The organism is Methylobacterium brachiatum (genome assembly GCF_900113845.1).
Lineage (GTDB): Bacteria > Pseudomonadota > Alphaproteobacteria > Rhizobiales > Beijerinckiaceae > Methylobacterium > Methylobacterium brachiatum.
The window spans coordinates 1-19,951 of the sequence record NZ_FOQW01000006.1 but is presented as its reverse complement, the minus strand read 5'-3'; the positions used below and the strand labels follow the sequence as shown (position 1 = coordinate 19,951).

20 protein-coding genes are annotated in these 19,951 nt (G+C 71.2%); 11 read left to right on the top strand and 9 right to left on the bottom strand.

The genetic code is table 11. The annotated features are described in order from the left end of the window. The first annotated feature begins 44 nt into the window (after window positions 1-44). From BMZ47_RS08175 to BMZ47_RS08160, 4 genes are read left to right on the top strand one after another with little or no spacing between them, the layout of a single operon-like run. Window positions 45-1,463, top strand: a complete 1,419-nt coding sequence (locus BMZ47_RS08175; protein WP_091860632.1) for a cytochrome ubiquinol oxidase subunit I — start codon at window positions 45-47, stop codon at window positions 1,461-1,463. A 7-nt stretch (window positions 1,464-1,470) separates the two neighbouring features. Then, window positions 1,471-2,478 (top strand): cytochrome d ubiquinol oxidase subunit II, encoded by a 1,008-nt coding sequence (cydB, locus tag BMZ47_RS08170; RefSeq protein WP_091860629.1) that lies wholly within the window; start codon window positions 1,471-1,473, stop codon window positions 2,476-2,478. Continuing rightward, window positions 2,478-2,600 (top strand): DUF2474 family protein, encoded by a 123-nt coding sequence (locus BMZ47_RS08165; protein ID WP_007569138.1) that lies wholly within the window; start codon window positions 2,478-2,480, stop codon window positions 2,598-2,600. Before cydB ends, BMZ47_RS08165 begins: the two co-directional genes overlap by 1 nt. A gap of 58 nt (window positions 2,601-2,658) precedes the next feature. After that, window positions 2,659-3,237 carry a GbsR/MarR family transcriptional regulator gene (locus tag BMZ47_RS08160; RefSeq protein WP_007569136.1) on the top strand — a complete coding sequence of 193 codons (579 nt, stop codon included), beginning with the start codon at window positions 2,659-2,661 and terminating at the stop codon, window positions 3,235-3,237. 39 nt (window positions 3,238-3,276) lie between these two features. On the opposite strand, the gene BMZ47_RS08155 is transcribed toward BMZ47_RS08160, so the two are convergent. Further along, entirely contained in the window at window positions 3,277-3,969 is a 693-nt protein-coding gene (locus BMZ47_RS08155; RefSeq protein WP_091860625.1) for a GntR family transcriptional regulator, read from the bottom strand. A gap of 398 nt (window positions 3,970-4,367) precedes the next feature. Beyond that, a complete protein-coding gene (locus tag BMZ47_RS08150) occupies window positions 4,368-5,321 on the bottom strand; it encodes a LysR family transcriptional regulator (protein ID WP_091860622.1) in 954 nt (317 codons plus the stop codon). A gap of 123 nt (window positions 5,322-5,444) precedes the next feature. Here BMZ47_RS08150 and BMZ47_RS08145 point away from each other — a divergent pair, with 123 nt between their 5' ends. From BMZ47_RS08145 to BMZ47_RS08130, 4 genes are all read left to right on the top strand, one after another. Then, window positions 5,445-6,371 (top strand): ring-cleaving dioxygenase, encoded by a 927-nt coding sequence (locus tag BMZ47_RS08145; RefSeq protein ID WP_091860619.1) that lies wholly within the window; start codon window positions 5,445-5,447, stop codon window positions 6,369-6,371. 62 nt (window positions 6,372-6,433) lie between these two features. Next, window positions 6,434-7,081: an alpha/beta hydrolase gene (locus BMZ47_RS08140; RefSeq protein ID WP_091860616.1), complete on the top strand. Its 648-nt coding sequence runs from the start codon at window positions 6,434-6,436 to the stop codon at window positions 7,079-7,081. Window positions 7,082-7,119: 38 nt separating this feature from the next. Beyond that, window positions 7,120-7,527 carry a DoxX family protein gene (locus tag BMZ47_RS08135; RefSeq protein WP_091860613.1) on the top strand — a complete coding sequence of 136 codons (408 nt, stop codon included), beginning with the start codon at window positions 7,120-7,122 and terminating at the stop codon, window positions 7,525-7,527. Window positions 7,528-7,554: 27 nt separating this feature from the next. Further along, window positions 7,555-8,532, top strand: coding sequence for a Gfo/Idh/MocA family protein (locus BMZ47_RS08130; RefSeq protein ID WP_091860609.1), 978 nt, complete (start codon window positions 7,555-7,557; stop codon window positions 8,530-8,532). 475 nt (window positions 8,533-9,007) lie between these two features. Here the strand turns inward: BMZ47_RS08130 and BMZ47_RS08125 are convergent, their stop codons facing one another. From BMZ47_RS08125 to argJ, 3 genes are read right to left on the bottom strand one after another with little or no spacing between them, the layout of a single operon-like run. Next, window positions 9,008-9,424, bottom strand: coding sequence for a (deoxy)nucleoside triphosphate pyrophosphohydrolase (locus tag BMZ47_RS08125; protein WP_007569123.1), 417 nt, complete (start codon window positions 9,422-9,424; stop codon window positions 9,008-9,010). Then, entirely contained in the window at window positions 9,421-10,140 is a 720-nt protein-coding gene (locus tag BMZ47_RS08120; RefSeq protein ID WP_091860607.1) for an SIMPL domain-containing protein, read from the bottom strand. The genes BMZ47_RS08125 and BMZ47_RS08120 overlap by 4 nt, the downstream gene beginning before the upstream one ends. Beyond that, the gene (gene argJ / locus BMZ47_RS08115) at window positions 10,137-11,387 is read right to left on the bottom strand and encodes a bifunctional glutamate N-acetyltransferase/amino-acid acetyltransferase ArgJ (protein WP_091860604.1); all 1,251 of its coding nucleotides are present in this window, start codon (window positions 11,385-11,387) and stop codon (window positions 10,137-10,139) included. Before argJ ends, BMZ47_RS08120 begins: the two co-directional genes overlap by 4 nt. A gap of 229 nt (window positions 11,388-11,616) precedes the next feature. On the opposite strand from argJ, the gene BMZ47_RS08110 reads away from it, so the two are divergent. Beyond that, window positions 11,617-12,051 carry a response regulator gene (locus BMZ47_RS08110; RefSeq protein WP_007569116.1) on the top strand — a complete coding sequence of 145 codons (435 nt, stop codon included), beginning with the start codon at window positions 11,617-11,619 and terminating at the stop codon, window positions 12,049-12,051. A gap of 549 nt (window positions 12,052-12,600) precedes the next feature. Next, the gene (locus tag BMZ47_RS08105) at window positions 12,601-14,631 is read left to right on the top strand and encodes a methyl-accepting chemotaxis protein (protein WP_091860601.1); all 2,031 of its coding nucleotides are present in this window, start codon (window positions 12,601-12,603) and stop codon (window positions 14,629-14,631) included. 240 nt (window positions 14,632-14,871) lie between these two features. Here BMZ47_RS08105 and BMZ47_RS08100 read toward each other — a convergent pair whose 3' ends face one another. From BMZ47_RS08100 to BMZ47_RS08090, 3 genes are all read right to left on the bottom strand, one after another. Then, window positions 14,872-15,720: a DUF6456 domain-containing protein gene (locus BMZ47_RS08100; protein WP_208601022.1), complete on the bottom strand. Its 849-nt coding sequence runs from the start codon at window positions 15,718-15,720 to the stop codon at window positions 14,872-14,874. 92 nt (window positions 15,721-15,812) lie between these two features. Further along, window positions 15,813-15,971: a hypothetical protein gene (locus tag BMZ47_RS08095; protein WP_407942903.1), complete on the bottom strand. Its 159-nt coding sequence runs from the start codon at window positions 15,969-15,971 to the stop codon at window positions 15,813-15,815. A 188-nt stretch (window positions 15,972-16,159) separates the two neighbouring features. Further along, window positions 16,160-16,576: a Ros/MucR family transcriptional regulator gene (locus BMZ47_RS08090; RefSeq protein WP_091860599.1), complete on the bottom strand. Its 417-nt coding sequence runs from the start codon at window positions 16,574-16,576 to the stop codon at window positions 16,160-16,162. 393 nt (window positions 16,577-16,969) lie between these two features. Here BMZ47_RS08090 and BMZ47_RS08085 point away from each other — a divergent pair, with 393 nt between their 5' ends. Then, window positions 16,970-19,105, top strand: a complete 2,136-nt coding sequence (locus BMZ47_RS08085; RefSeq protein ID WP_091860596.1) for a S9 family peptidase — start codon at window positions 16,970-16,972, stop codon at window positions 19,103-19,105. A 519-nt stretch (window positions 19,106-19,624) separates the two neighbouring features. Here BMZ47_RS08085 and BMZ47_RS08080 read toward each other — a convergent pair. Further along, the coding region (locus BMZ47_RS08080) for a transposase (protein WP_139220957.1) at window positions 19,625-19,951 on the bottom strand (327 nt) is incomplete at its 5' end.

The following is a 19,951-nucleotide window of genomic DNA, read 5'->3' as shown; positions in this document are numbered from 1 at the left end:
AATTGATATACGTCAAGGCATAGATCCCGAGCCGGAGATTCGTCGTGCTCGACACCCTCGACCCCCTGATCCTCGCCCGCATCCAGTTCGGCTTCACGGTGGCGTTCCACATCGTGTTCCCGGCCTTCTCGATCGGGCTGGCCAGCTTCCTCGCCGTGCTGGAGGGCCTGTGGCTCGCCACCGGCCGGCAGGTCTTCATGGACCTGTTCAAGTACTGGCTGAAGATCTTCGCCATCGCCTTCGCCATGGGCGTCGTCTCCGGCCTGGTGATGTCCTACCAGTTCGGCACCAACTGGTCGGTCTTCTCCGACAAGACCGGCCCGGTCCTCGGCCCGATGATGGCCTACGAGGTGCTCTCGGCCTTCTTCCTGGAGGCCGGCTTCCTCGGCGTCATGCTGTTCGGGATGAGCAAGGTCGGGCCGCGCCTGCACTTCGCCGCGACCCTGATGGTGGCGTTCGGGACCTTCTTCTCGGCCTTCTGGATCCTGTCGGTGAATTCCTGGATGCAGACGCCGACGGGCTACGGCACCAACGCCGCGGGCCAGTTCGTGCCGCTGGACTGGTGGGCGATCGTGTTCAACCCGTCCTTCCCGTACCGCCTCGTCCACATGGTGCTGGCGGCCTACCTGACCACGGCGCTCGTGGTCGGCGCGGTCGGCGCCTGGCACCTGCTGCGCGACCGGGCCAACCCGGCGGCGCGGACGATGTTCTCGATGGCGATGTGGATGGCCGCCCTGGTGGCGCCGGTGCAGATCCTCGCGGGCGACGCCCACGGGCTCAACACCCTCGAGCACCAGCCCGCCAAGGTCATGGCCATGGAGGGCCACTTCCAGAGCCATCCGGACGGGGCGCCCCTGGTCCTGTTCGGCCTGCCCGACCAGGAAGCCGGCACGATCCGCTACGCGGTGGAGATCCCGAAGCTGTCCTCGCTCGTGCTCAAGCACAGCTTCGACGCGCCGCTCGCCGGCCTCGACAGCCTGCCGCGCACGGACTGGCCGCCGGTGCCGATCGTGTTCTGGTCGTTCCGAATCATGGTCGGGCTCGGCATGCTGATGCTGCTGCTCGGGACCCTGAGCCTGCTCGCGCGCTGGCGCGGGGCGCTCTACCGATGGAGCCCGCTGCACCGCTTCGCCGTCGCCATGGGGCCGGCCGGGTTCGTGGCGGTGCTGGCCGGCTGGATCACCACCGAGGTCGGGCGCCAGCCCTATACGGTCTACGGCCTGCTGCGGACCGCGCAATCGGCTTCGCCGCTCCACGGCCCGGCGGTGGCCGCCTCGCTCACCGCCTTCGTGGTGATCTACTTCTCGGTGTTTGCCATGGGGGTGTTCTACATCCTGCGCCTGATGGCCCAGCCGCCCCATGCCGGCGAGACCGGGATCGAGCCCGGCGCGCCGATCCGCACTGCCGGCATCACCCCCGCCCCGTCGGTCGATCCCGACCGCGCCCTCCAGCCGGCCGAGTGAGGCAGCCATGCTCTACAGCGTCGATCTCACCGTGATCTGGGCGTTCGTGATCGCCTTCGCGGTCTTCGCCTACATCGTCATGGACGGTTTCGATCTCGGCATCGGCATCCTGTTCCCGGCCCTGCGGCTGGGGCCGGAGCGCGACACCGCGATGAACTCGGTCGCCCCGGTCTGGGACGGCAACGAGACCTGGCTGGTTCTGGGCGGCGGCGGCCTGTTCGCGGCCTTCCCGCTGGCCTACGCGGTGATCCTGCCGGCGCTCTACGCGCCGATCATCGCCATGCTGCTCGGGCTGATCTTCCGGGGCGTCGCGTTCGAGTTCCGCTGGCGCGATCCCCGTCACCGGGCGGCCTGGGACGTCGCCTTCACGGGCGGCTCGGTGGTGGCGGCGCTCGCCCAGGGGATCGCGCTCGGCGCGCTCCTGCAGGGCATCGCGGTCGAGGGCCGGGCCTATGCCGGCGGCTGGTGGGGCTGGCTGACCCCGTTCAGCCTGCTGGTCGGCGCGAGCCTCGTGGTCGCCTACGCGCTGCTCGGGGCGACCTGGCTGGTGATGCGCACCGAAGGGCTGCTCCAGCTCCAGGCCCGCCGGCTGGCGCAGCGCCTCACGCTCGCCACGGTAGCGGCGATCGCCCTGGTCAGCGCCGCGACGCCGTTCCTGCAGGGGCGCTACTTCGAGCGGTGGCTGGCGATGCCGAACGTCTTGGTCTCCGCGCAGGTGCCGCTGCTCGTGGCGCTCGCCGCCTACGCCCTGTGGCGGACCCTGCGGGACGGGGGCGAGCGGGCGCCGTTCCTGATCGCGCTCGGCCTGTTCGCCCTGTCGTTCCTCGGGCTCGGGATCAGCATCTTCCCCGACGTGGTGCCGGGCCGGATCACGATCTGGCAGGCCGCCGCCCCCGAGGCGAGCCAGATCTTCATGCTGGTCGGCGCCGCGATCCTGATCCCGATCATCCTGATCTACACCGCGTATTCCTACTGGGTGTTCCGCGGCAAAGTCGACGCGCACGGGTATCACTGATGGCGCCTGCAACCCCGCTCCCTCTGTGGAAACGGCTCGCCTGGTTCGCCGCGATCTGGGCCGGGAGCATCCTTGGCCTCGGCGCCGTGGCGACGCTCCTCCGGTTCTGGCTCAAGAGCTGATAAGCCGGCAACGCCCCCCGCTTTCCCGGGGGCCCAAACCGTTCGACGGATCGCCGCCGTGCACCTGCCTCCCCTGATCCAGACCTTCGTGCTGCATTTCGGCGAGATGGGCTCGCGCTGGGGCATCAACCGGACGGTGGGGCAGATCTACGCCCTGCTATTCGTGGCCGAGCGGCCGCTCAACGCCGACGAGATCGTCGAGCGGCTGGGCGTCTCGCGCTCCAATGTCAGCATGGGGCTCAAGGAGCTGCAGGCCTGGAACCTCGTGCGGCTCCAGCACATGCCCGGGGATCGGCGGGACTATTTCGCCACCCCGGAGGATATCTGGCAGATCGTCCGCACCCTGGTCGAGGAGCGCAAGAAGCGCGAGATCGACCCGACCCTGACCCTGCTGCGCGAGCTGCTGATGGTCGAGGCCGGAACCGAGGCGGAGCGCCACGCCCAGGCCCGGCTGCGGGAGATGCACGACCTGTTCGAGCTGTTCGCCGGCTGGTACGCCGACGTGCGCCGGCTCGACACCGAGCGCCTGGTCCAGCTCCTCACCCTTGGCTCGAAGGTCCAGAAGGTGCTGGCGATGAAGGACCACCTGACCGGCCTGCCCGGCCGCCTCGTGCGGCGGACCGACAAGGGGGAGTGAGGGGCCGGGATATCCGCGGGGCGGGTCGCACCCGCCGGCTCACGCGCTGAGCGCGCGCCGGTAGATCGCGATCAGCGATTGCGCCGCGTTCTCGATATGGCGGCGCAGGAGGTCGGCGGCCGCGTCGATCTTTCCGGCCTCGCACAGGCCCAGGATCTCCCGGTGCTCCCGGTCGGCGCGGGCGACGTCCCCGGAGGCCGAGAGCTGGAGCCGGGTCGGGCGGTCGCAATCCTGCAGCAGGCCGGCGACGATGCTCAGCGAGCGCGGGCGCTCGGCGTGCTGCAGCAGATCGAGGTGGAAACGCCGGTTCAGCTCGCCCCAGCGCAGGATCTCGCCGGCCGCGAGGGCGGCGCTGTAATCCTCGGTGAGGCCGTGCAGCGCCTCGAAATCCGCCTGCGACAGGCGCCGCGCCGAGAGGGCCAGCAGCTCCGGCTCGAGCTGGACCCGGAGGGTAAAGATGTCCTCCACCTCCTCCACCGACAGGCCCGAGACCACGGCGCCGCGATGCGGCATGATCTTGATCAGGCCGGTGGCCTCGAGCTGCAGCAGGGCCTCCCGGATCGGGATCCGGCTGATCCCGAACTCCTCCGCCAGCGCGTCCTGGCGCAGCTGGGTGCCGGCCGGGAACTCGCCGGTCAGGATCCGCTGCCGCAGCGACTCGGCGACGGCGGCAGCCACGGTCTTGTGGACGAGCCGGTCGGGCGCGGGTCGAAGGTGTGCCGCAGGGGACATCAGGGCCTCAGGGACAGGATCGGATCGCCCGGCACCGGAAGCCGCGCGTGCAATCGCAAGGCCAATGCCTGAATCGCGGGCGGGCTCGGGGAACAGGCCGAACCGCGCTCCGCGGGGCCCGCATGGCCGGCCTCATCGGGCGGCTGCGAACACGCGCAACGGCGGGCCGGCCTTCGAGACGGTCCCGTCGTCGGTCGGACGCGCACCGGCCCGGATAGAGCGCCCACACACAACCTGAGGGGCGCCGGGACCGGGCATAGATGGGCCGCTGACAGACGTCGAAACCCTCAAGGACACAAGGGTATCTAAGCTTTATCGACCACGCCAGATACGATCATGCAAGTCAAGAATATTTGTATAAAATCATCCACAGGGTAAGTTTTGTACGATTCCGACATTCACGCCCCGGGCCGGGCCGCCATCCGGCTCGGCTGGTGCGGTGCCGTCCCGGCCCAGGGTGCCTGGGCGAGCCTCTGCCCGAGATAGCCGATCAGCGCCGTGATCCGGGCCGGCCGCGGGTCACCGGGGGGCGTCACGAGGTGGAGCGCGATCGGCGGCGGCGACCAGCCGGGCAGGACCCGCTCGAGGCGCCCGGCTTCGAGGTCGTCCCAGATCATGAAATCGGGCTGCAGGGCGAGGCCGAGGCCGGCCCGGAGCGCCGGCGCCAGCGCCTCGGCGTTGTTCGCGCGCAGCGGCCCGCCCGGCACGATCACGGCCTCGGCGCCCGAGTCGTCGATGAACCGCCAGCGGTCGGGGGTCGGCAGGTAGGCGTAGCCCAGGCAGGCGTGGCGGGCGAGGTCGTCCGGATGCACGGGCCGTCCGTGCCGGTCGAGATAGGCGGGCGTCGCCACCAGCGAGCGCCGGATCGCGCAGAGCCGCCGGGCGCGCAAGGAGGAATCGGGCAGGGCCGCGATCCGCAGCCCGATATCGAAGCCGCCGCCCACGAGGTCGACCACGGCGTCGGACAGGTGCAGGTCCACCGAGACGGCCGGGTGCTGCCGCAGGAAATCCGGCAGGAGCGGCGCGACATGCATCACCCCGAAGGTCATCGGCGCGGCCAGGCGCACGAGGCCGCGCGGCTCGGCGGCGCCCGCGATGGCCAGCGCCTCCGCAGCCTCGCCCTCCGCCAGGATCCGGGCGGCGCTGGCCTTGGCGGCGTGGCCGGCCTCCGTCAGGGCGAGCTTGCGCGAGGTGCGGTTGAACAGCCGCGCACCGATCCGCGCCTCCAGCCGGCCGACCGCCTTCGAGACGGTGCCCTTCGACAGGCCCAGATCCTCCGCGGCCCGGCCGAAGGAGCCGACCTCCACCACCTTGGCGAAGACCGCCCAGGCCTCGAAATCGGGGAGCCGCATGAGTCGCATTCCGGAAACGATGGGTTTCCATCGTTTCTATTTTAAGGCGCCTTCGCAAGGGCCAGATTGCCGTCATCGCAAACGCCCCGCGCAACGCAGGGCGGCTTCTCGGGAGATAGCGTCATGGTGCAGTCCGGCCTCCACCACGTCACGGCCTTTTCCGGCCCGGCCCTCCGCAACCTCGACTTCCACACCCGCGTGCTCGGCCAGCGGCTGGTGAAGAAGACCGTCAACTTCGACGATCCGGGCACCTACCACCTGTATTACGGCGACGCGGCCGGGCAGCCCGGCACGATCCTGACCTTCTTCCCGATCGCGCATGCGGCCCCCGGCCGGGTCGGGATCGGCGAGACCCAGGAGACCGCGTTCCGGGTGCCCCGCGGCGCGATCGGCTGGTGGACCCACCGGCTGATCGAGAAGGGCGTCGCCCATGAGCCGCTGGTCCAGGTGTTCGGTGCGCCGACCCTGCGGTTCCGCGACCCGGACGGGATGATGCTGGCGCTCGTCGGCGTCGACGGCGCCGAGGCGGAGGCCGCCTGGGCCTCGGCCGAGGTTCCGGCCGAGCACGCGATCCGCGGTCTGCACGGGGTCACGCTCCTCCTGGAGAGGGCTGAGGCCACGGCCGCGATCCTCACGGAGGTGCTGGGCCTGCGCGAGGAGGCCCGCGAGGGCAACCTGATCCGGTTCGCCGGCAGCGCGGCGCTCGGCAGCTTCGTGACCCTCCGGGCGGTCGGCGGCTTCCTGCCCGGCCGTCAGGGGGCGGGCTCGGTCCACCACATCGCGTTCCGGGCGGCGGACGATGCCGCGCAGGCCGCGATGGCGGACAAGCTCGCCGGGCTCGGGCTCCAGGTCACCGAGCAGCGGGACCGCCAGTATTTCCGGTCGGTCTACTTCCGCGAGCCCGGCGGCGTGCTGTTCGAGATCGCCACCGACGCCCCCGGCTTCGCCGTGGACGAGCCGATGGATGCCCTCGGCACCGCCCTGAAGCTGCCCGCCGGGCTGGAGCCGCACCGGGCCCAGATCGAGGCAGTGCTGCCGAAGGTCGCCTGAACCAGATCTCCGCCCCGGACGAACGGGGCGGAGGTGCAAATATACTCATCAGCGAGGTCGCCATGACCCAAGACGTCCGCACGCCCAATGCCCTCGGCCTGATCCATCACTTCGAGCCCGGCGCCACCGAGGCGCGGCCGCTGCTGCTCCTGCACGGGACCGGCGGCAACGAGCACGATCTCCTGCCGCTCGGCCGGATCGTGGCCCCGGGCGCCGCCCTGCTGTCGCCCCGTGGGGCGGTGTCGGAGAACGGCATGCCGCGCTTCTTCCGGCGGCTGGCCGAGGGGGTGTTCGACGAGGCCGACCTGCGCCGCCGCACCGCGGATCTCGCGGCCTTCGTGGCGGCGGCGCGGGCGCGCTACGGCCTGGCCGCGCCGCTGGCCCTCGGCTTCTCGAACGGCGCCAACATCGCCGCCGCGCTGCTGATGCTGCACCCGGAGGTGCTGGCGGGCGCGGTGCTGATCCGGCCGATGGTGCCGCTGGCCGAGCCGCCCGCCGCCGACCTCGCGGGCAAGCCGGTGCTGATGCTCTCCGGGGCGATGGACCCGATCGTCCCGGCCGAGAATGCCGGCCGGCTGGCCCGGCAGCTCACAGCCGCCGGCGCGGCGGTCGCGCACCGGATCCTGCCGGTCAGCCACGGCCTGTCGCAGGCCGATGTCAGCCTCGCGGCCGACTGGGTCCGCGGCCTCGCCCAGCCGGGCTCGGCCTGATCCTCGCAAGACATCCCACGTTGAACCGGAGTATTGCCATGGCCACCCCGATCGCCTCCGCCACCGCCCTGCTGCCGGTGACCGGCCGGGTCCTGATGAGCGCGCTGTTCCTGGTGAGCGGGGTCGGCAAGCTCGCCGCCCCGGCCGCGACGCTCGCCACGATCCGGTCCGCCGGCCTGCCGCTGCCGGAGGTGTCGTTCGCGGCCGCCGCCCTGGTGGAGGTGCTGGGCGGCCTGCTGCTAATTACCGGCTACCGGACCCGGCTCGTCGCCCTGGCGCTCGCGGGATTCGCGGTGGCCACCGCCCTGACCTTCCACACGGCCCTGGCGGACCCGAACCAGATGTTCCACTTCCTCAAGAACCTCGCCGTGGCGGGCGGCTTGCTTCAGGTCGCGGCCTTCGGGGCCGGCCCGTTCAGCCTCGACGCCCGTCGGGGCCGGGCCTGACCGGGCGTCGTCACACAGGGAACCGGGATGACCACAACCGACCAGCCGCTCGCCCTCGGGATCATCGGCGCCGGCATCATGGGCGAGCGCCTGATCGGCGTGCTCCACGGCGCGTCGGATTCGCCGGTCCGGGTCGCCGCCCTGTGGGACCCGTCCCCGGAGGCCCTGGCCCGGGTCGGCGCCGCCTTCCCGGCGGTGCCGCTCGTTGCCGGTTCCGACGCCGTCGTGGCGGCCAGCGCCTGCGTCTACGTCGCCTCGCCGCCGGCCTCGCATCTCGGCTACGCCCGCGCGGCGCTGGCCGCCGGCCGGACCGTCTTCTGCGAGAAGCCCCTGGCGATCAACCTTGCCGACGCCCGAGCCTTCGTGGCCGAGGCCGGGGCGGCCGGGGCGGTGAATTTCCCGTTCGCCTCCTCGCCCGGCGTCGCGGCGCTGGAGCGCTGGATCGCCGAGGGCGCGGTCGGGACGCCCCGCCGGCTCAGCATCGCGGTGGCCTTCGCCCGCTGGCCGCGCCCCTGGCAGGCCGACGCGGCGCGCTGGCTCGACGCCCGGGCCGAGGGCGGCTTCACCCGCGAGGTCGTCTCGCATTTCCTGTTCCTCGCCCGCCGCCTGTGCGGGCCGCTGGACGGGCTCGCCGGCACGGTCGCCTTCCCGGAGGCCGGCCGATCCGAGCGGGCGATCGACGTGACGCTGAGGGCCGGCGGCATTCCCGTGACCCTGACCGGCCGGGTCGGCGGCGTCGCCGAGGACGATCACAACACCTGCACGCTGGAGGGCGATGCCGGCGCCATCCGCCTGCGCGACTGGGCCATCGCCGAGCGCCGCGGCTCGGACGGGACCTTCACCCCGGCCCCCGATGCGCTCCCCAACGCAGAGGTGCGCCCGATCGCGCTGCGCCGCCAGCTCGCGGGCGTCGTCCGCATGACGCGCGGCGAGCCCCACCACCTCGCCACCCTCGCCGAAGCGCTCGCCGTGCAGGAGGCGGTGGAGGGGATTCTGGCGCTGTGAGGTTTCGGGTGCCGCCGCCCCGATATCCCCGGAGGGGCGGCATGTTCCCCACTCCGCCCCCCGTTGGCGGATGAGGGCGGCAGCCCGTCATGGGCGCCTCTCCCTTCCCCCGTCGCGGGCTACGAGGTTCATATATCTCCGCTGAGCACCGCCGCCGGCGAAGCGGCGCGACGTGCCCCCCTCTCCCGTGCGGGAGAGGGTTGGGGTGAGGGGCGAGACGGTTCAGGGCCAAGCGTAACCCTGGCCGCACCGCCAGGGCGCGCCTCTTCCGGGACGTCCTGGTCCCTCACCCTGTCCCTCTCCCGAACGGGAGAGGGGACCCGCGCCCCGTCCCGGCGCCGGGTCTTCGCAAATCTGTGTAGCCAGCAGCCCGCAGAGGGGGAGGAGGCGCGTGCCCTGTACGGACCGGGTATCCCACGCCGTCACCCATTTGCGGCGTGCAAGGACGGCGATAGCCCTCCGCTCCGGGCTCCGATCAGCTCCCCAGCAGCTCGACCAGGAACGGGATCAGCGGCGCGTCGGCCGGGGGCATGGCGAGGTCGCGCAGGGCCTTGGGGCGGACCCATTTGAGCGCCTGGCCCTCCATCGGGCGCGGCGTGCCCGACCAGCGCCGGCAGACGTAGAGCGGCATCAGCAGGTGGAAATCCGGATAGGCGTGGCTCGCGAAGGTCAGGGGCGCCAGGCACGGCTCCTCGACCCGGATGCCGAGCTCCTCGGACAGCTCCCGGATCAGGGTCTCCTCCGGGCGCTCGCCCGCCTCGACCTTGCCGCCGGGAAATTCCCACAGGCCGGCGAGCTGCTTGCCCGCCGGGCGCTCGCTCACCAGGACGCGGCCGTCGACATCGACCAGCGCCACCGCGACCACCAGCAACAGGCGCAGCGGCTGGCTCACGGCGCCACCGCGAAGCTGGCCGAGACCTCGGAGGAGAGCTGGATCGTGCCGGCCTCGATCGGGACGCGCCGGCCCTTGGCCGCCATCGGGGCCGCCAGCGCCCGGCTGTAGACCGGCGGCGGCGGGACCGCGGCACCCGCGTTGCCCAGGGTGCAGAGCGGCCCGAGCTTGGCACCCACCGCCTCGGCCAGGGCCTCGGCCCGGCTCCGGGCATCCCGGGCGGCCGCGACCTGGAGCGCCGATTCGGCGGTGTCGGGATCGCGCAGGCCGAAGCTGACCCCGTCGATCCGGTTCGCGCCCGAATCGAGCGCCTGGCGCAGCAGGTCGCCCAGGCGGTCCATGTCGGCCAGCCGGACCGTCACGCGGTTGCCGGCCCGGTAGCCGTCGGGCTCCTCGGTGACCGCGCCGCCCGGCCGGGTCACGCTGCGCGAGCCGGCCTGGAGCGTCACAGCAGCGGTGCCGATATCGGCCGGCGGCACGCCGAGCGCCCGCGCCTGCGCCGAGATGCCGGCCACGGCCTTCGAGGCGGCGTCGAGGGCGGCGGCCGGGGTCGCGCCCCGGGCCTCGATCCCGACGGTGATTTCGGCGAAGTCCGGCGCCCGCGTCTCCGCGGCCCGCCCGACGACGCTGATGTGGCGCTTGCACGCCGAATCGTCGGCCTGCGCCCCGGCGGGCAGCAGGGCCAGCAGGAGCAGGCCGGCGAGGCGCGCCCTCACGAGCGGTAATCCCCGTTGATCTCGATGTAGGCCTTGGTCAGGTCGCAGGTCCAGACGCGGGCCTGGCCCTCGCCCAGGCCGAGATCGACCCGGATCCCGATCTCGGGCTCGCGCATCACGGCGCTGGCGGCGTCCTCGCTGTAATCCGGGTCGCGGGCGCCCTGGACGGCCACGCGCACGTCGCCGAACCAGATCGCCAGGCGATCCCGGTCGGCGGGCTCGCCGGCCTTGCCGACCGCCATCACCACCCGGCCCCAATTGGCGTCCTCGCCGGCCACCGCGGTCTTCACCAGGGGCGAGTTGGCGATCGACATGGCGATCCTGTGGGCGGAGGCGTCGCTCTCGGCCCCGGTGACCCGCACGGTGACGAACTTGCGCGCGCCCTCGCCATCCTTGGCGACGAGCTGCGCGAGCTCGATCAGCAGGCTGTCGAGCGCCGCCTTGAAGCCCGCGAGACGCGGGTCGGCCGCGTCGGCGATCTCGGCATTGCCGGCCTTGGCGGTGGAAAACAGCAGCAGGGTGTCGGAGGTCGAGGTGTCGCCGTCCACCGTCACGCAGTTGAAGCTGGTCTGGGTGCCGGCCGCGAGCAGGGCCTGGAGCGCCGCCTGGGGCAGGGCGGCGTCGGTGAACACGAAGGCCAGCATCGTCGCCATGTCGGGGGCGATCATGCCGGCGCCCTTGGCGATGCCGTTGATGGTCACGCGCACGCCGTCGATCTCGGCGGTGCGGGTCGCGAGCTTGGGGAAGGTGTCGGTGGTCATGATCGCCCGGGCGGCCTCGGCCCAGGCGGCCGGCCCGTCCGTGGCCCGGGCGGCGCAATCGTCCAGCACCCCCTCGAATCGCTCGGCCGGCAGCGGCTCGCCGATCACGCCCGTGGAGGCGACGTAGACCTCCCGGTCGCTGCAGCCGGCCGCCTGCGCGGCGATCTGCACGGTCTTGGCGACGGCCTCCCGGCCGAGCTGGCCCGTGAAGGCGTTGGCGTTGCCCGAATTGACCACCACGGCCCGGGCCGCGCCGTGCGACAGGGCCTCGCGGCACCAATCCACCGGCGCCGAGGGACATTTCGAGCGGGTGAACACCCCGGCCGCCCGGGTGCCGGGGGCGAGATCGACGTAGAGCACGTCGGTGCGGCCGCTGTAGCGGATGCCGGCCTGGGCGGTGGCGATCCGCACGCCCGGCAGCGGCGGCAGCTCCGGCACCGTAGCGGGCGCCAGCGGAGAGACGGGAGGGGATTTCGCGGACGACATCGGCTCAAGCTCCGGCAGCGCGCGGGGCCTCCCGCGGCGGCCCGGTGTTGCCCGCGCGACCCCGGCGCCGTCAACCGCAAGCCTACGCTATGACCACGCTTCGGGCTGCATGCGCTTTGGGCAACAGCGGCGCGGAATGCGGCGCCTTCGCGGCCACAGGCTTGCGCGTGGCTTGGTTCCCGGCTTAGCATGATGCATCGCAAAGCCAGAGCGAGGTCGAGTGCGGACGATGCCCACAACCGACGTCGAGACGGCCTCCGGCAGGCTGCCCCAGGGCGTTTGTTACCGGATCCAGGTGCTGGTCGTCGGCCGCCACAAGCGCTGGCGCGACGAGATTTCCGCCGAGATCCGGATGCTGGGCTACCAGGTGACCGCCTGCGACCGGGGCGTCGACGCCATGACGGTCCTGGCCCTCGGGCTGCCCGTGGACGTGATGGTGGTGGACGCGGCCCTGCAGGGCGGCCTGTGCTGCGCGCAGCTCGCGGTCGAGGCGCGGGCCCTGCGCCCGGGCCTGCGTATCGTCCTCTCCAGCGATCCAGTCGACCCGCCGGAGCAGGACGCCTCGGTGCTGGTTCCGGACGCGCTGTTCATCCAGCGCGAGCAGTTCCAGGACGGGATGGTCGCCAGCCTGATGCGCGAGGCCCTGGCGAATCGCGTGGCCTGACGCGCGTCGTCGCGCGCACATCCTCGTCGCCACGTCTGCCCCCGGCCCGTCGCCCGCCCGACAGACGCGCGCCGAATCGGTCGTGCGGGCTTCGCCTGGAATCTCCCAACCGGGCTCCCCGAGCCGAAATCCGGGCCTCGGAGCATCGGTCCGAATGCCCGCGGCCGGACGGCGCTTCGGGTCTCCGACAAGCGGCTGTCCGCGCAGGGCATCGGGATCCCAGGAGATGATAGACTCTTGGTTGTTGGTCCGAGGAGCCCTGTCAGCTCGGCATCGTCCGCGGAAACTTGATCTCAGCGGGTATAAAATAGGATTGTCATAAAAATTCCTCGAATATGATCGTGAATTCAAAAGTGTCGATCGAGCTCTGAATTGGCCGGGCGGATTGCCCCCATCCGACCGCCGCGAATCTTTACTCTCGCGTCCTGTGCGCGACTGTAAGGTAAAGTCCAATATTAAAACAATAACAACTTTGAAAATGCCTGAGATTGAGGTGCGAATGCTGACACAATAGTGTCATCGATCCGACTTTTATCGGCGTCGTGCCCGATGCGGGCATGCTCTTTGGAAAGTCGTCCACCCGTGAAGTTGGGAATTCGCCACCGGCTCTATGCCGGCTTCGCCATGCTCGTGCTGATTGCCGGCGGCATCGGTGCGTATTCGCTCTATCAACAGAGCTTCATCACCGACCAATACGAGATGCGCGCTCGGTTCGACGTCGGCGTACGGTCGATTCTCACGATCAACAGCCTGGCGGCCCGCCTGACCGGCGCCGCAGAGCATTACCGCCTCGCCCCGAGCGCCGAGCAGATCACCGCGATGGAGCAGTCGCGGCGCGCCATCGAGGAGACGAGCGAGATGCATTTCGCCCGGGCCATGCATACCGAGCGCCGTCCGCTCTACGGGCAGATGCGCGACGATGCCCGCGCCCTGAAGCCGGGGCTGGAGCGGCTCGCGACGGCCGGCCTGCGCGTGAACGAGACCCGGACGACCATGTTCAAGGCCGGTGACGCGCTCGCCCGCGCCCTGGATGCGCTGGTCGTCGCGGTTCGCGAGCGCACGAGCGCCGCGATGTCCGATCGCGTTCAGAAGATCGAGAACACCATCCTGCGGGCCCGGCTCGAGGCCGCGCGCTTCACCATGCGGCTTTCGGCGGAGGATCGGGCCGGGTTCCTGGCGGCGGTCGAGCAGGCGCGCGGCGCCCTGAAGGCCTTCGGCGCGGTGGAGGGCGGCGCGATCGTCGCGCCGGAGATCAAGGCGGTCGCCGAGGGGCTGGACGCCTACGCGGCGACCTTGACGGCCTGGGACGGCGCGATGAGCGTCGCCAATGACGCGTTCGAGACGGGCATCAAGCCGTTCGCGGCGTCGATCGAACGGGTCGGCGAGACCGCGCGCGACAAGATCTTCGTCGCCGTGAACGAGCTCACCGAGGCGACCACCGCGTCGGTGGAGAACGCCCGGCGCATCCAGATCGGCCTGATCACCCTGGCGGTGGTGCTCGGCGGCGCGCTGGCCTTCCTGATCGCCCGCAGCATCATCCGGCCGATCGTCGGCATGACCAACGCGATGAAGCGCCTGGCCGAGGGCGACACCAACGTGGCGGTGCCGCAGCCAAAGGTGCGTGACGAGATGCGCGAGATGGCCAAGGCGGTGGACGTGTTCCGCCAGAACGCCATCGCCCGGGCCGAGCTGGAGGCCGCCCAGGCCGCCGAGCAGGCCGCCCGCCTCAGCCGGGTCGAGCGGGTCGACCAATTGGTCAGGGCCTTCCAGCAGAACGTGGCGGCCTCGCTCGAGGTGGTCACCGGGGCCGCCACCGAGCTCGACGCCACGGCGCGCTCGATGACCCAGGTCGCCGACGACACCAACACCCAGGCGGTGGCCTCCAGCGCCGCCGCCGAGCAGGCCTCGACCAACGTCCAGACCGTGGCGGCGGCCGCCGAGGAGATGGTCGCGTCGCTGCAGGAGATCGAGCGGCAGGTGATCCGCTCCAACGAGGTCGCGGGTGCCGCCGCCCATGAGGCGCAGGCGACCAACGCCGCCATGGCCAGCCTGCGGGTGGCCGCCGAGCAGATCGGCGCGGCGGTGACGATGATCTCCGGGATCGCCGGGCAGACCAACCTGCTGGCGCTCAACGCGACCATCGAGGCGGCGCGCGCCGGCGACGCGGGGCGCGGTTTCGCCGTGGTGGCGGCCGAGGTGAAGGAACTCGCCGGCCAGACGGCGCGCGCCACGGAGGAGATCGGCGGCCAGATCGCCGCGATCCAGTCCGCCACGGGCCAGGCCGCGGACGCGATCGAGCAGATCGCCCGCACCATCGCGGCGGTGAACGAGATCAGCGGGGCGATCGCCTCGACGGTGGTGCAGCAGACCGCCGCGACCAGCGAGATCTCGCGCAATGCCGGCGAGGCGGCCCGGGGCACCCGGGACGTGTCGGCCAACGTGGTCCAGGTCTTGGCCTCGTCCAGCGAGACCGGCAGCGCCGCGACCCAGGTGCTGCACGCGGCCTCCCAACTGGCGACCCAGTCCCAGAAGGTCCGGCAGGAGGTCGATAGCTTCCTGCGGGACATCCAGGCCGCCTGAGGCGGGCGACGGCGCGCTCCGACGGAAGCGCGCCGTTCCGGCCGGGTCTGTCCCGCCTTCGGCCTCATCCCGGGACGACCGGCATTCGGGGATCGCCGGCACCCCGGACTTCGTGAACCGGTCAGACCTTGATCGCCTGTGCGGCACCCGAGCCTCTGGCCCGATCACGGTCGGAAGGGCGACCGAGAGCCCGTGACCTGCCGGGGTGAGAGCGCGGTGGGCGCTCCCGGCTCTCTGCTCTCACGCTCGCCACAGCCGCAACCGCCCGTGATCCGGCCCGGTCGCCTCCCGGGCCAGGCCGTAATGCTCGGCGAGGCGCCCCAGGGCGATGCGGGCCACGACCTTGGCCGAGCGGGCCGGCCAGCGGCGCTCGGCCTCGATCCGCTCCAGGCCCTTGAGGAAGCCGCAGAGGTCGATCAGCAGGCCCGACAGGTCGCTGCCGACCGCGTCAAGGGCGCCGCGTACCCGCTGGCGGGCCGCGATCACCTGGTCGGCCGCGGCGGCCGGATCGCGGGCGCCGCCGCCATCGACCCGGGGCGCGCCGAGGTCGGACCCCATCCGGGGCAGCATCGCCGCCTTCGTCATGTCCCGGCGCAGCCGCTCGCCGGCCTCGAACGCGGCCGGATCGATCAGCGGCGTGCCGTCCGGGTTCCGGCGCCGGACCATCCAGGCCAGGGGATTTTCGGACGCGTTCCGGATGGCCGGCTCCGCGCCGCCGCCGTCGATCACGGTCAGATCCTGGTGCTGGGCGCGATAGGCCATCCCGTCCGGGGCCTGCCTGCGCCGCAGCCGCGCCTGCCCGGCCGGCCCGATCGTCAGCCGGGTGCCCGTGGGATCCCAGGCGGCGAGGTCGGCTTCGACCAGCGCCCGCCCGGCGGCCTGCGCGAAACGCCCGCTGCCCACCGAGACCCCGTCGCCGCCGCGCCGGACCAGCAGCCCGTCCTCGGTCAGAGGATCGGGCCGCGCGTAGGCCCCGGGCTCGCCGAGCCGCGCCAGCAGGCGCGTGGCCTCCGCCGACAGGGCGACCGGCTCCGGTACGCCCCGCCTCGCCCCCGCCCTGGCCCGTCCGGCCCTCGAGTTTTTGTTCATGATTTGTTCCTACCATGGTACGCAGGCTCGACCGGCCGCGACCCTTGCAGGGCGCCTTTACGAAGTCAAGGATTTTTTGCCTATCAAAAGAATCAGGTCCGGCGCGGTCGACTCGGTGGCTGGCGCAGGATCTCGGCGATCTCGTCCTCGGACTTGCCGCGGACCGGGTAGCCCAACTCTTCGAAGCGATCGATCAGGGCGGCGCTGTCGGTGGCGGACCGCGCGGCCCATTCGGAGAGAAGGGTGTTCATCCGCTCGAGATCTTTCGCAGGATCACCATCCCGCGGGTCGGGAAACGCGTTCATGCACAGCACCTCGGCGCCGGACGGGGTCTCGACCGCATCGCACAAACGAGCGATCGCAACCCAACGTCCGACATCGGTTCCGTATCCCTCGCCCGTATCCCCCGGTTGTGCCGAGAGTCCGGGCCGGGTCCGGCTCAGGCGGCGTCGCGCAGCGCGTCGGTCCGGCCCAGCCCGATCGCCTTGGCGAGCTCGGAGCGGGTCTTGGCGTAATTCGGCGCGACCATCGGGTAGTCGGCGGGCAAATTCCACTTCGCGCGGTATTGCTCGGGGCTCATGTTGTACATCGCCCGGAGATGCCGCTTGAGCGACTTGAACTTCCGGCCGTCCTCCAGACAGACGATGTGATCCGGCGTCACCGACGCCTCAACCGGCACGGCCGGCTCCGATACCGTGACCGCATGGCTGTCGGCGACGCGCTTCAGGGCCGCGTAGACGTTGCCGAACAGCGGGCGGAGCTCGCTCACCGGAATGGAATTGTTACGCACATAGGCAGCCACGACCTCGGCCGTCGCGCCGACAAGATCTAAGGGTTTCCCGTTTTCGCTTATCATGATACCCCCGATGTATTGCGAGGCTCTGTATTCGCCAGCGCAATGACAGTTTCGTGCGTGTTTCTGATCACACGCCGGGACGTACGGGTACACGACGCGAACGTGCTGGCCCCAAGCCGCGCGTGCACCAATCGATCCCTTGTACCAAGGTACAACAAGAAGTTTTAGGCCACAAGATCGAATGAGATTACCAAGTTCTGTTCGATACGTCCGATCCCGGACACTATTGGATCAGATTGTCCATCCAGAAGTAGATACGCTCTTGCTTCGATCGAACTTAAAGTTGGCGGCGGCGGGCTCCGGCGTCGCGGCGGCTTGCGTCGCGGCCCCGGGCGCGACACATGCCAGGACCGGGCGCCCGGACCGGGCGGACAGGACCCGGCGGGAGATACGATGACGGAGATCGGGCGCGGCTTTCATGCTCACCGGACCGAAGCGCCGGTGGCCGAACCCCGGCCGCGGCGCTTCAGCGTCCACGGACGGGAGATCGTCGACGACTACGCGTGGTTGAAGGCGGAGAACTGGCAGGCGGTCCTCAAGGACCCGGCCGCGCTCCCCGAGGACATCGCCGCCTACCTCAAGGCCGAGAACGCCTACGCGGAAGCCGCGCTCGCCGGCAGCGCCGACCTGCGCAAGATCCTGGTCTCCGAGATGCGCGGCCGCATCCAGGAGGACGAGAGCGGCGTGCCCGATCCCGACGGGCCCTATGCCTATTACACCCGCCACCGCGAGGGCGGGCAGCACCCGCTGGTCTGCCGGCGGCCGTCCACGTCGCCGAACGTGCCGGAGTCAGGCCCCGATCCGGACGAGACGATCCTGATCGACGGCGACCGCGAGGGCGAGGGCCTGCCGTTCTTCGAGATCGCCGCCGCGGTCCATTCCGACGACCATCGGCTGCTCGCCTGGAGCGCCGACACCAAGGGCTCGGAACTCTACACGATCAAGGTCCGCGACCTCGCCACCGGCCTCGACCGCGAGGACCGGGTCGAGGCGACCTCCGGCGAGGCCGTCTGGGCCGCGGACGGGCACAGCTTCTGGTACGTGGCCCTCGACGCCAATCACCGGCCCGCCAAGGTCATGCGCCACCGCCTCGGCACCGCGCAATCGGCCGACGAGACCCTCTACACCGAGCCGGATGCCGGCTACTTCGTCCATATCGGCCGCACCCAGTCCGGCGCCTTCCTGGACGTGACCGCGAGCGACCACGAGACCTCCGAAATCCGGCTCCTCGACCGGCACGCGCCCTCGGGCTCCTTGAGGCTGGTCCAGCCCCGCGAGCCGCTGCTGATCTACGACGTCGAGCATCGCGGCGACCGGCTCTACATCCGGACCAACGCGGACGGCGCCGAGGACTTCAAGATCGTCACCGCCCCCCTGGACGATCCCGGCCGGGCGAACTGGACCGACCTCGTGCCCCACCGGCCCGGGGTGATGATCCGCCACCTGCACCTGCTGGCCGGCCACCTGATCCGCCTCGAGGTCGAGAACGCCCGGCCGCGGATCATCGTGCGCGATCTCGCCGACGAGTCCGAGCACAGCGTCGCCTTCCCCGAGGAGGCCTACGCGCTGGGCCTGCGGGGCGGGCACGAATTCGACACGGCGACGATCCGCTTCGTCTACTCGTCCATGACGACGCCGTCCGAGACCTGGGATTACGCCTGCGACAGCCGCGACCGGACCCTGCGCAAGCGCCAGCACGTCCCGAGCGGGCACGATCCGGCCGCCTACGTCACCCGCCGGCTGTTCGCCACCGCGCCGGACGGCGAGCAGGTACCGATCTCGCTCCTGCACCGCCGGGACCTTGCGCTCGACGGCTCCGCGCCGCTCCTGCTCTACGGCTACGGCTCCTACGGGACGCTGATGCCGGCGGGCTTCCGGACCAACCTCTTGAGCCTAGTCGATCGCGGCTTCGTCTACGCCATCGCGCATGTCCGCGGCGGCACCGAGAAGGGCTGGCGCTGGTATCTCGACGGCAAGCGCGAGAAGAAGCCCAACACCTTCACGGATTTCATCGCCTGCGGGCGGGCGCTGATCGCGGCCGGCTACACGGCGGAGAAGCGCATCGTCGCCCACGGGGGATCGGCCGGCGGCATGCTGATGGGCGCGGTCGCCAACCTGGCCCCGGAGCTGTTCGCCGGCATCGTCGCCGACGTGCCGTTCGTGGACGTGCTCAACACCATGCTGGACGCGGAATTGCCGCTCACCCCGCCGGAATGGCCCGAATGGGGCAACCCGGCCGAGAGCGTCGCCGCGTTCGAGACGATTCTGTCGTACTCGCCCTACGACAACGTCGCCGCCAAGGACTACCCGGCGATCCTCGCGCTCGGCGGCCTCACCGACCCGCGGGTGACCTACTGGGAGCCGGCGAAATGGGTCGCCCGCCTGCGCGCCACCATGACCGGCGGCGGCCCGATCCTCCTGCGCATCAATATGGAAGCCGGCCACGGCGGCGCCGCCGGCCGCTTCGACCGGCTGGAGGAGGTGGCGCTGATCTACGCCTTCGCGCTGATGGCGGTGGAGCGGGCGTAGGGAGCGTCGAGGGGCGGATAAACAATCGGCACCGGCGGCCTTGCGTCCCGTCTGATCGGCCCTTCCCACCCCCTTGCCTCATCCTGCGGTGCCGCGCAGCGGCCTCGAGCGAGCCCTCCAGGGATCGCACGATTGGCTGGAGGCTCCTGCGAGGCCTCCGCTGCGCTCCGGCACCTCGGGATGAGGGGCTACGATGTTCCACATCGCTGCCGGACGAGAACCAAGGCCAACCCCAAGCGCGCCTCCCTCCCCCCTTTGCGGGGGAGGGTGGGCCGGCCGTCAGGTCGGGTCGGGAGAGGGGAGCCCGGGTTCAGCAGAGGGCGCGACCGGCATGACGGGCAAAGCCCTGTTCTGCCACGTCGCTCCCCTCTCCCGACCCCCTTCGGGGGCCACCCTCCCCCGCAGAGGGGGGAGGGAAGCGCGTGTCGGCCTCGGACAGACGTCTCTTTCAGCCGAGAATCATTCGGACCGTGTTCCGTGAATTCGCTAGGGATGAGGGGAGAGCGACTGTCTGTCGGGTCAAGGGGCGATTGCGAGGTCGCGTCGGATATCGCGGGCCTTTGCGTTGAGGCGCACGAGCAGCTTGCGGGCGAGCGCGACGCGGATGAGCTTTTTGGGCTTTCCGGCCTGGCTCAACCGATGGTGGAGGTCGGCGAAGTCAGGCTCGTACCGGCGCACGATCTCGGCGACGACGAACAGGACGCCGCGCACGCCCGCGCGGCCGCCGCGCACCGGGCGCTTGCCGGCGCGCCGGCCGCTGTCGTTGGCGATGGGCGCCAGCCCGGCGAGCTTGGCCACGGCCTTGTTGGACAGGGTGCCGATCTCGGGCATCTCGGCCATGAGATG

Excerpts from the sequence above, each read along its gene's own strand:
- cydB (WP_091860629.1), top strand. The coding sequence starts at position 1,471 with ATGCTCTACAGCGTCGATCTCACCGTGATCTGGGCGTTCGTGATCGCC.
- BMZ47_RS08165 (WP_007569138.1), top strand. The coding sequence starts at position 2,478 with ATGGCGCCTGCAACCCCGCTCCCTCTGTGGAAACGGCTCGCCTGGTTC.
- BMZ47_RS08155 (WP_091860625.1), bottom strand. The coding sequence starts at position 3,969 with ATGTCCCCTGCGGCACACCTTCGACCCGCGCCCGACCGGCTCGTCCAC.
- BMZ47_RS08150 (WP_091860622.1), bottom strand. The coding sequence starts at position 5,321 with ATGCGGCTCCCCGATTTCGAGGCCTGGGCGGTCTTCGCCAAGGTGGTG.
- BMZ47_RS08145 (WP_091860619.1), top strand. The coding sequence starts at position 5,445 with ATGGTGCAGTCCGGCCTCCACCACGTCACGGCCTTTTCCGGCCCGGCC.
- BMZ47_RS08140 (WP_091860616.1), top strand. The coding sequence starts at position 6,434 with ATGACCCAAGACGTCCGCACGCCCAATGCCCTCGGCCTGATCCATCAC.
- BMZ47_RS08135 (WP_091860613.1), top strand. The coding sequence starts at position 7,120 with ATGGCCACCCCGATCGCCTCCGCCACCGCCCTGCTGCCGGTGACCGGC.
- BMZ47_RS08130 (WP_091860609.1), top strand. The coding sequence starts at position 7,555 with ATGACCACAACCGACCAGCCGCTCGCCCTCGGGATCATCGGCGCCGGC.
- argJ (WP_091860604.1), bottom strand. The coding sequence starts at position 11,387 with ATGTCGTCCGCGAAATCCCCTCCCGTCTCTCCGCTGGCGCCCGCTACG.
- BMZ47_RS08110 (WP_007569116.1), top strand. The coding sequence starts at position 11,617 with ATGCCCACAACCGACGTCGAGACGGCCTCCGGCAGGCTGCCCCAGGGC.
- BMZ47_RS08105 (WP_091860601.1), top strand. The coding sequence starts at position 12,601 with ATGCGGGCATGCTCTTTGGAAAGTCGTCCACCCGTGAAGTTGGGAATT.
- BMZ47_RS08100 (WP_208601022.1), bottom strand. The coding sequence starts at position 15,720 with ATGAACAAAAACTCGAGGGCCGGACGGGCCAGGGCGGGGGCGAGGCGG.
- BMZ47_RS08095 (WP_407942903.1), bottom strand. The coding sequence starts at position 15,971 with ATGAACACCCTTCTCTCCGAATGGGCCGCGCGGTCCGCCACCGACAGC.
- BMZ47_RS08090 (WP_091860599.1), bottom strand. The coding sequence starts at position 16,576 with ATGATAAGCGAAAACGGGAAACCCTTAGATCTTGTCGGCGCGACGGCC.
- BMZ47_RS08085 (WP_091860596.1), top strand. The coding sequence starts at position 16,970 with ATGACGGAGATCGGGCGCGGCTTTCATGCTCACCGGACCGAAGCGCCG.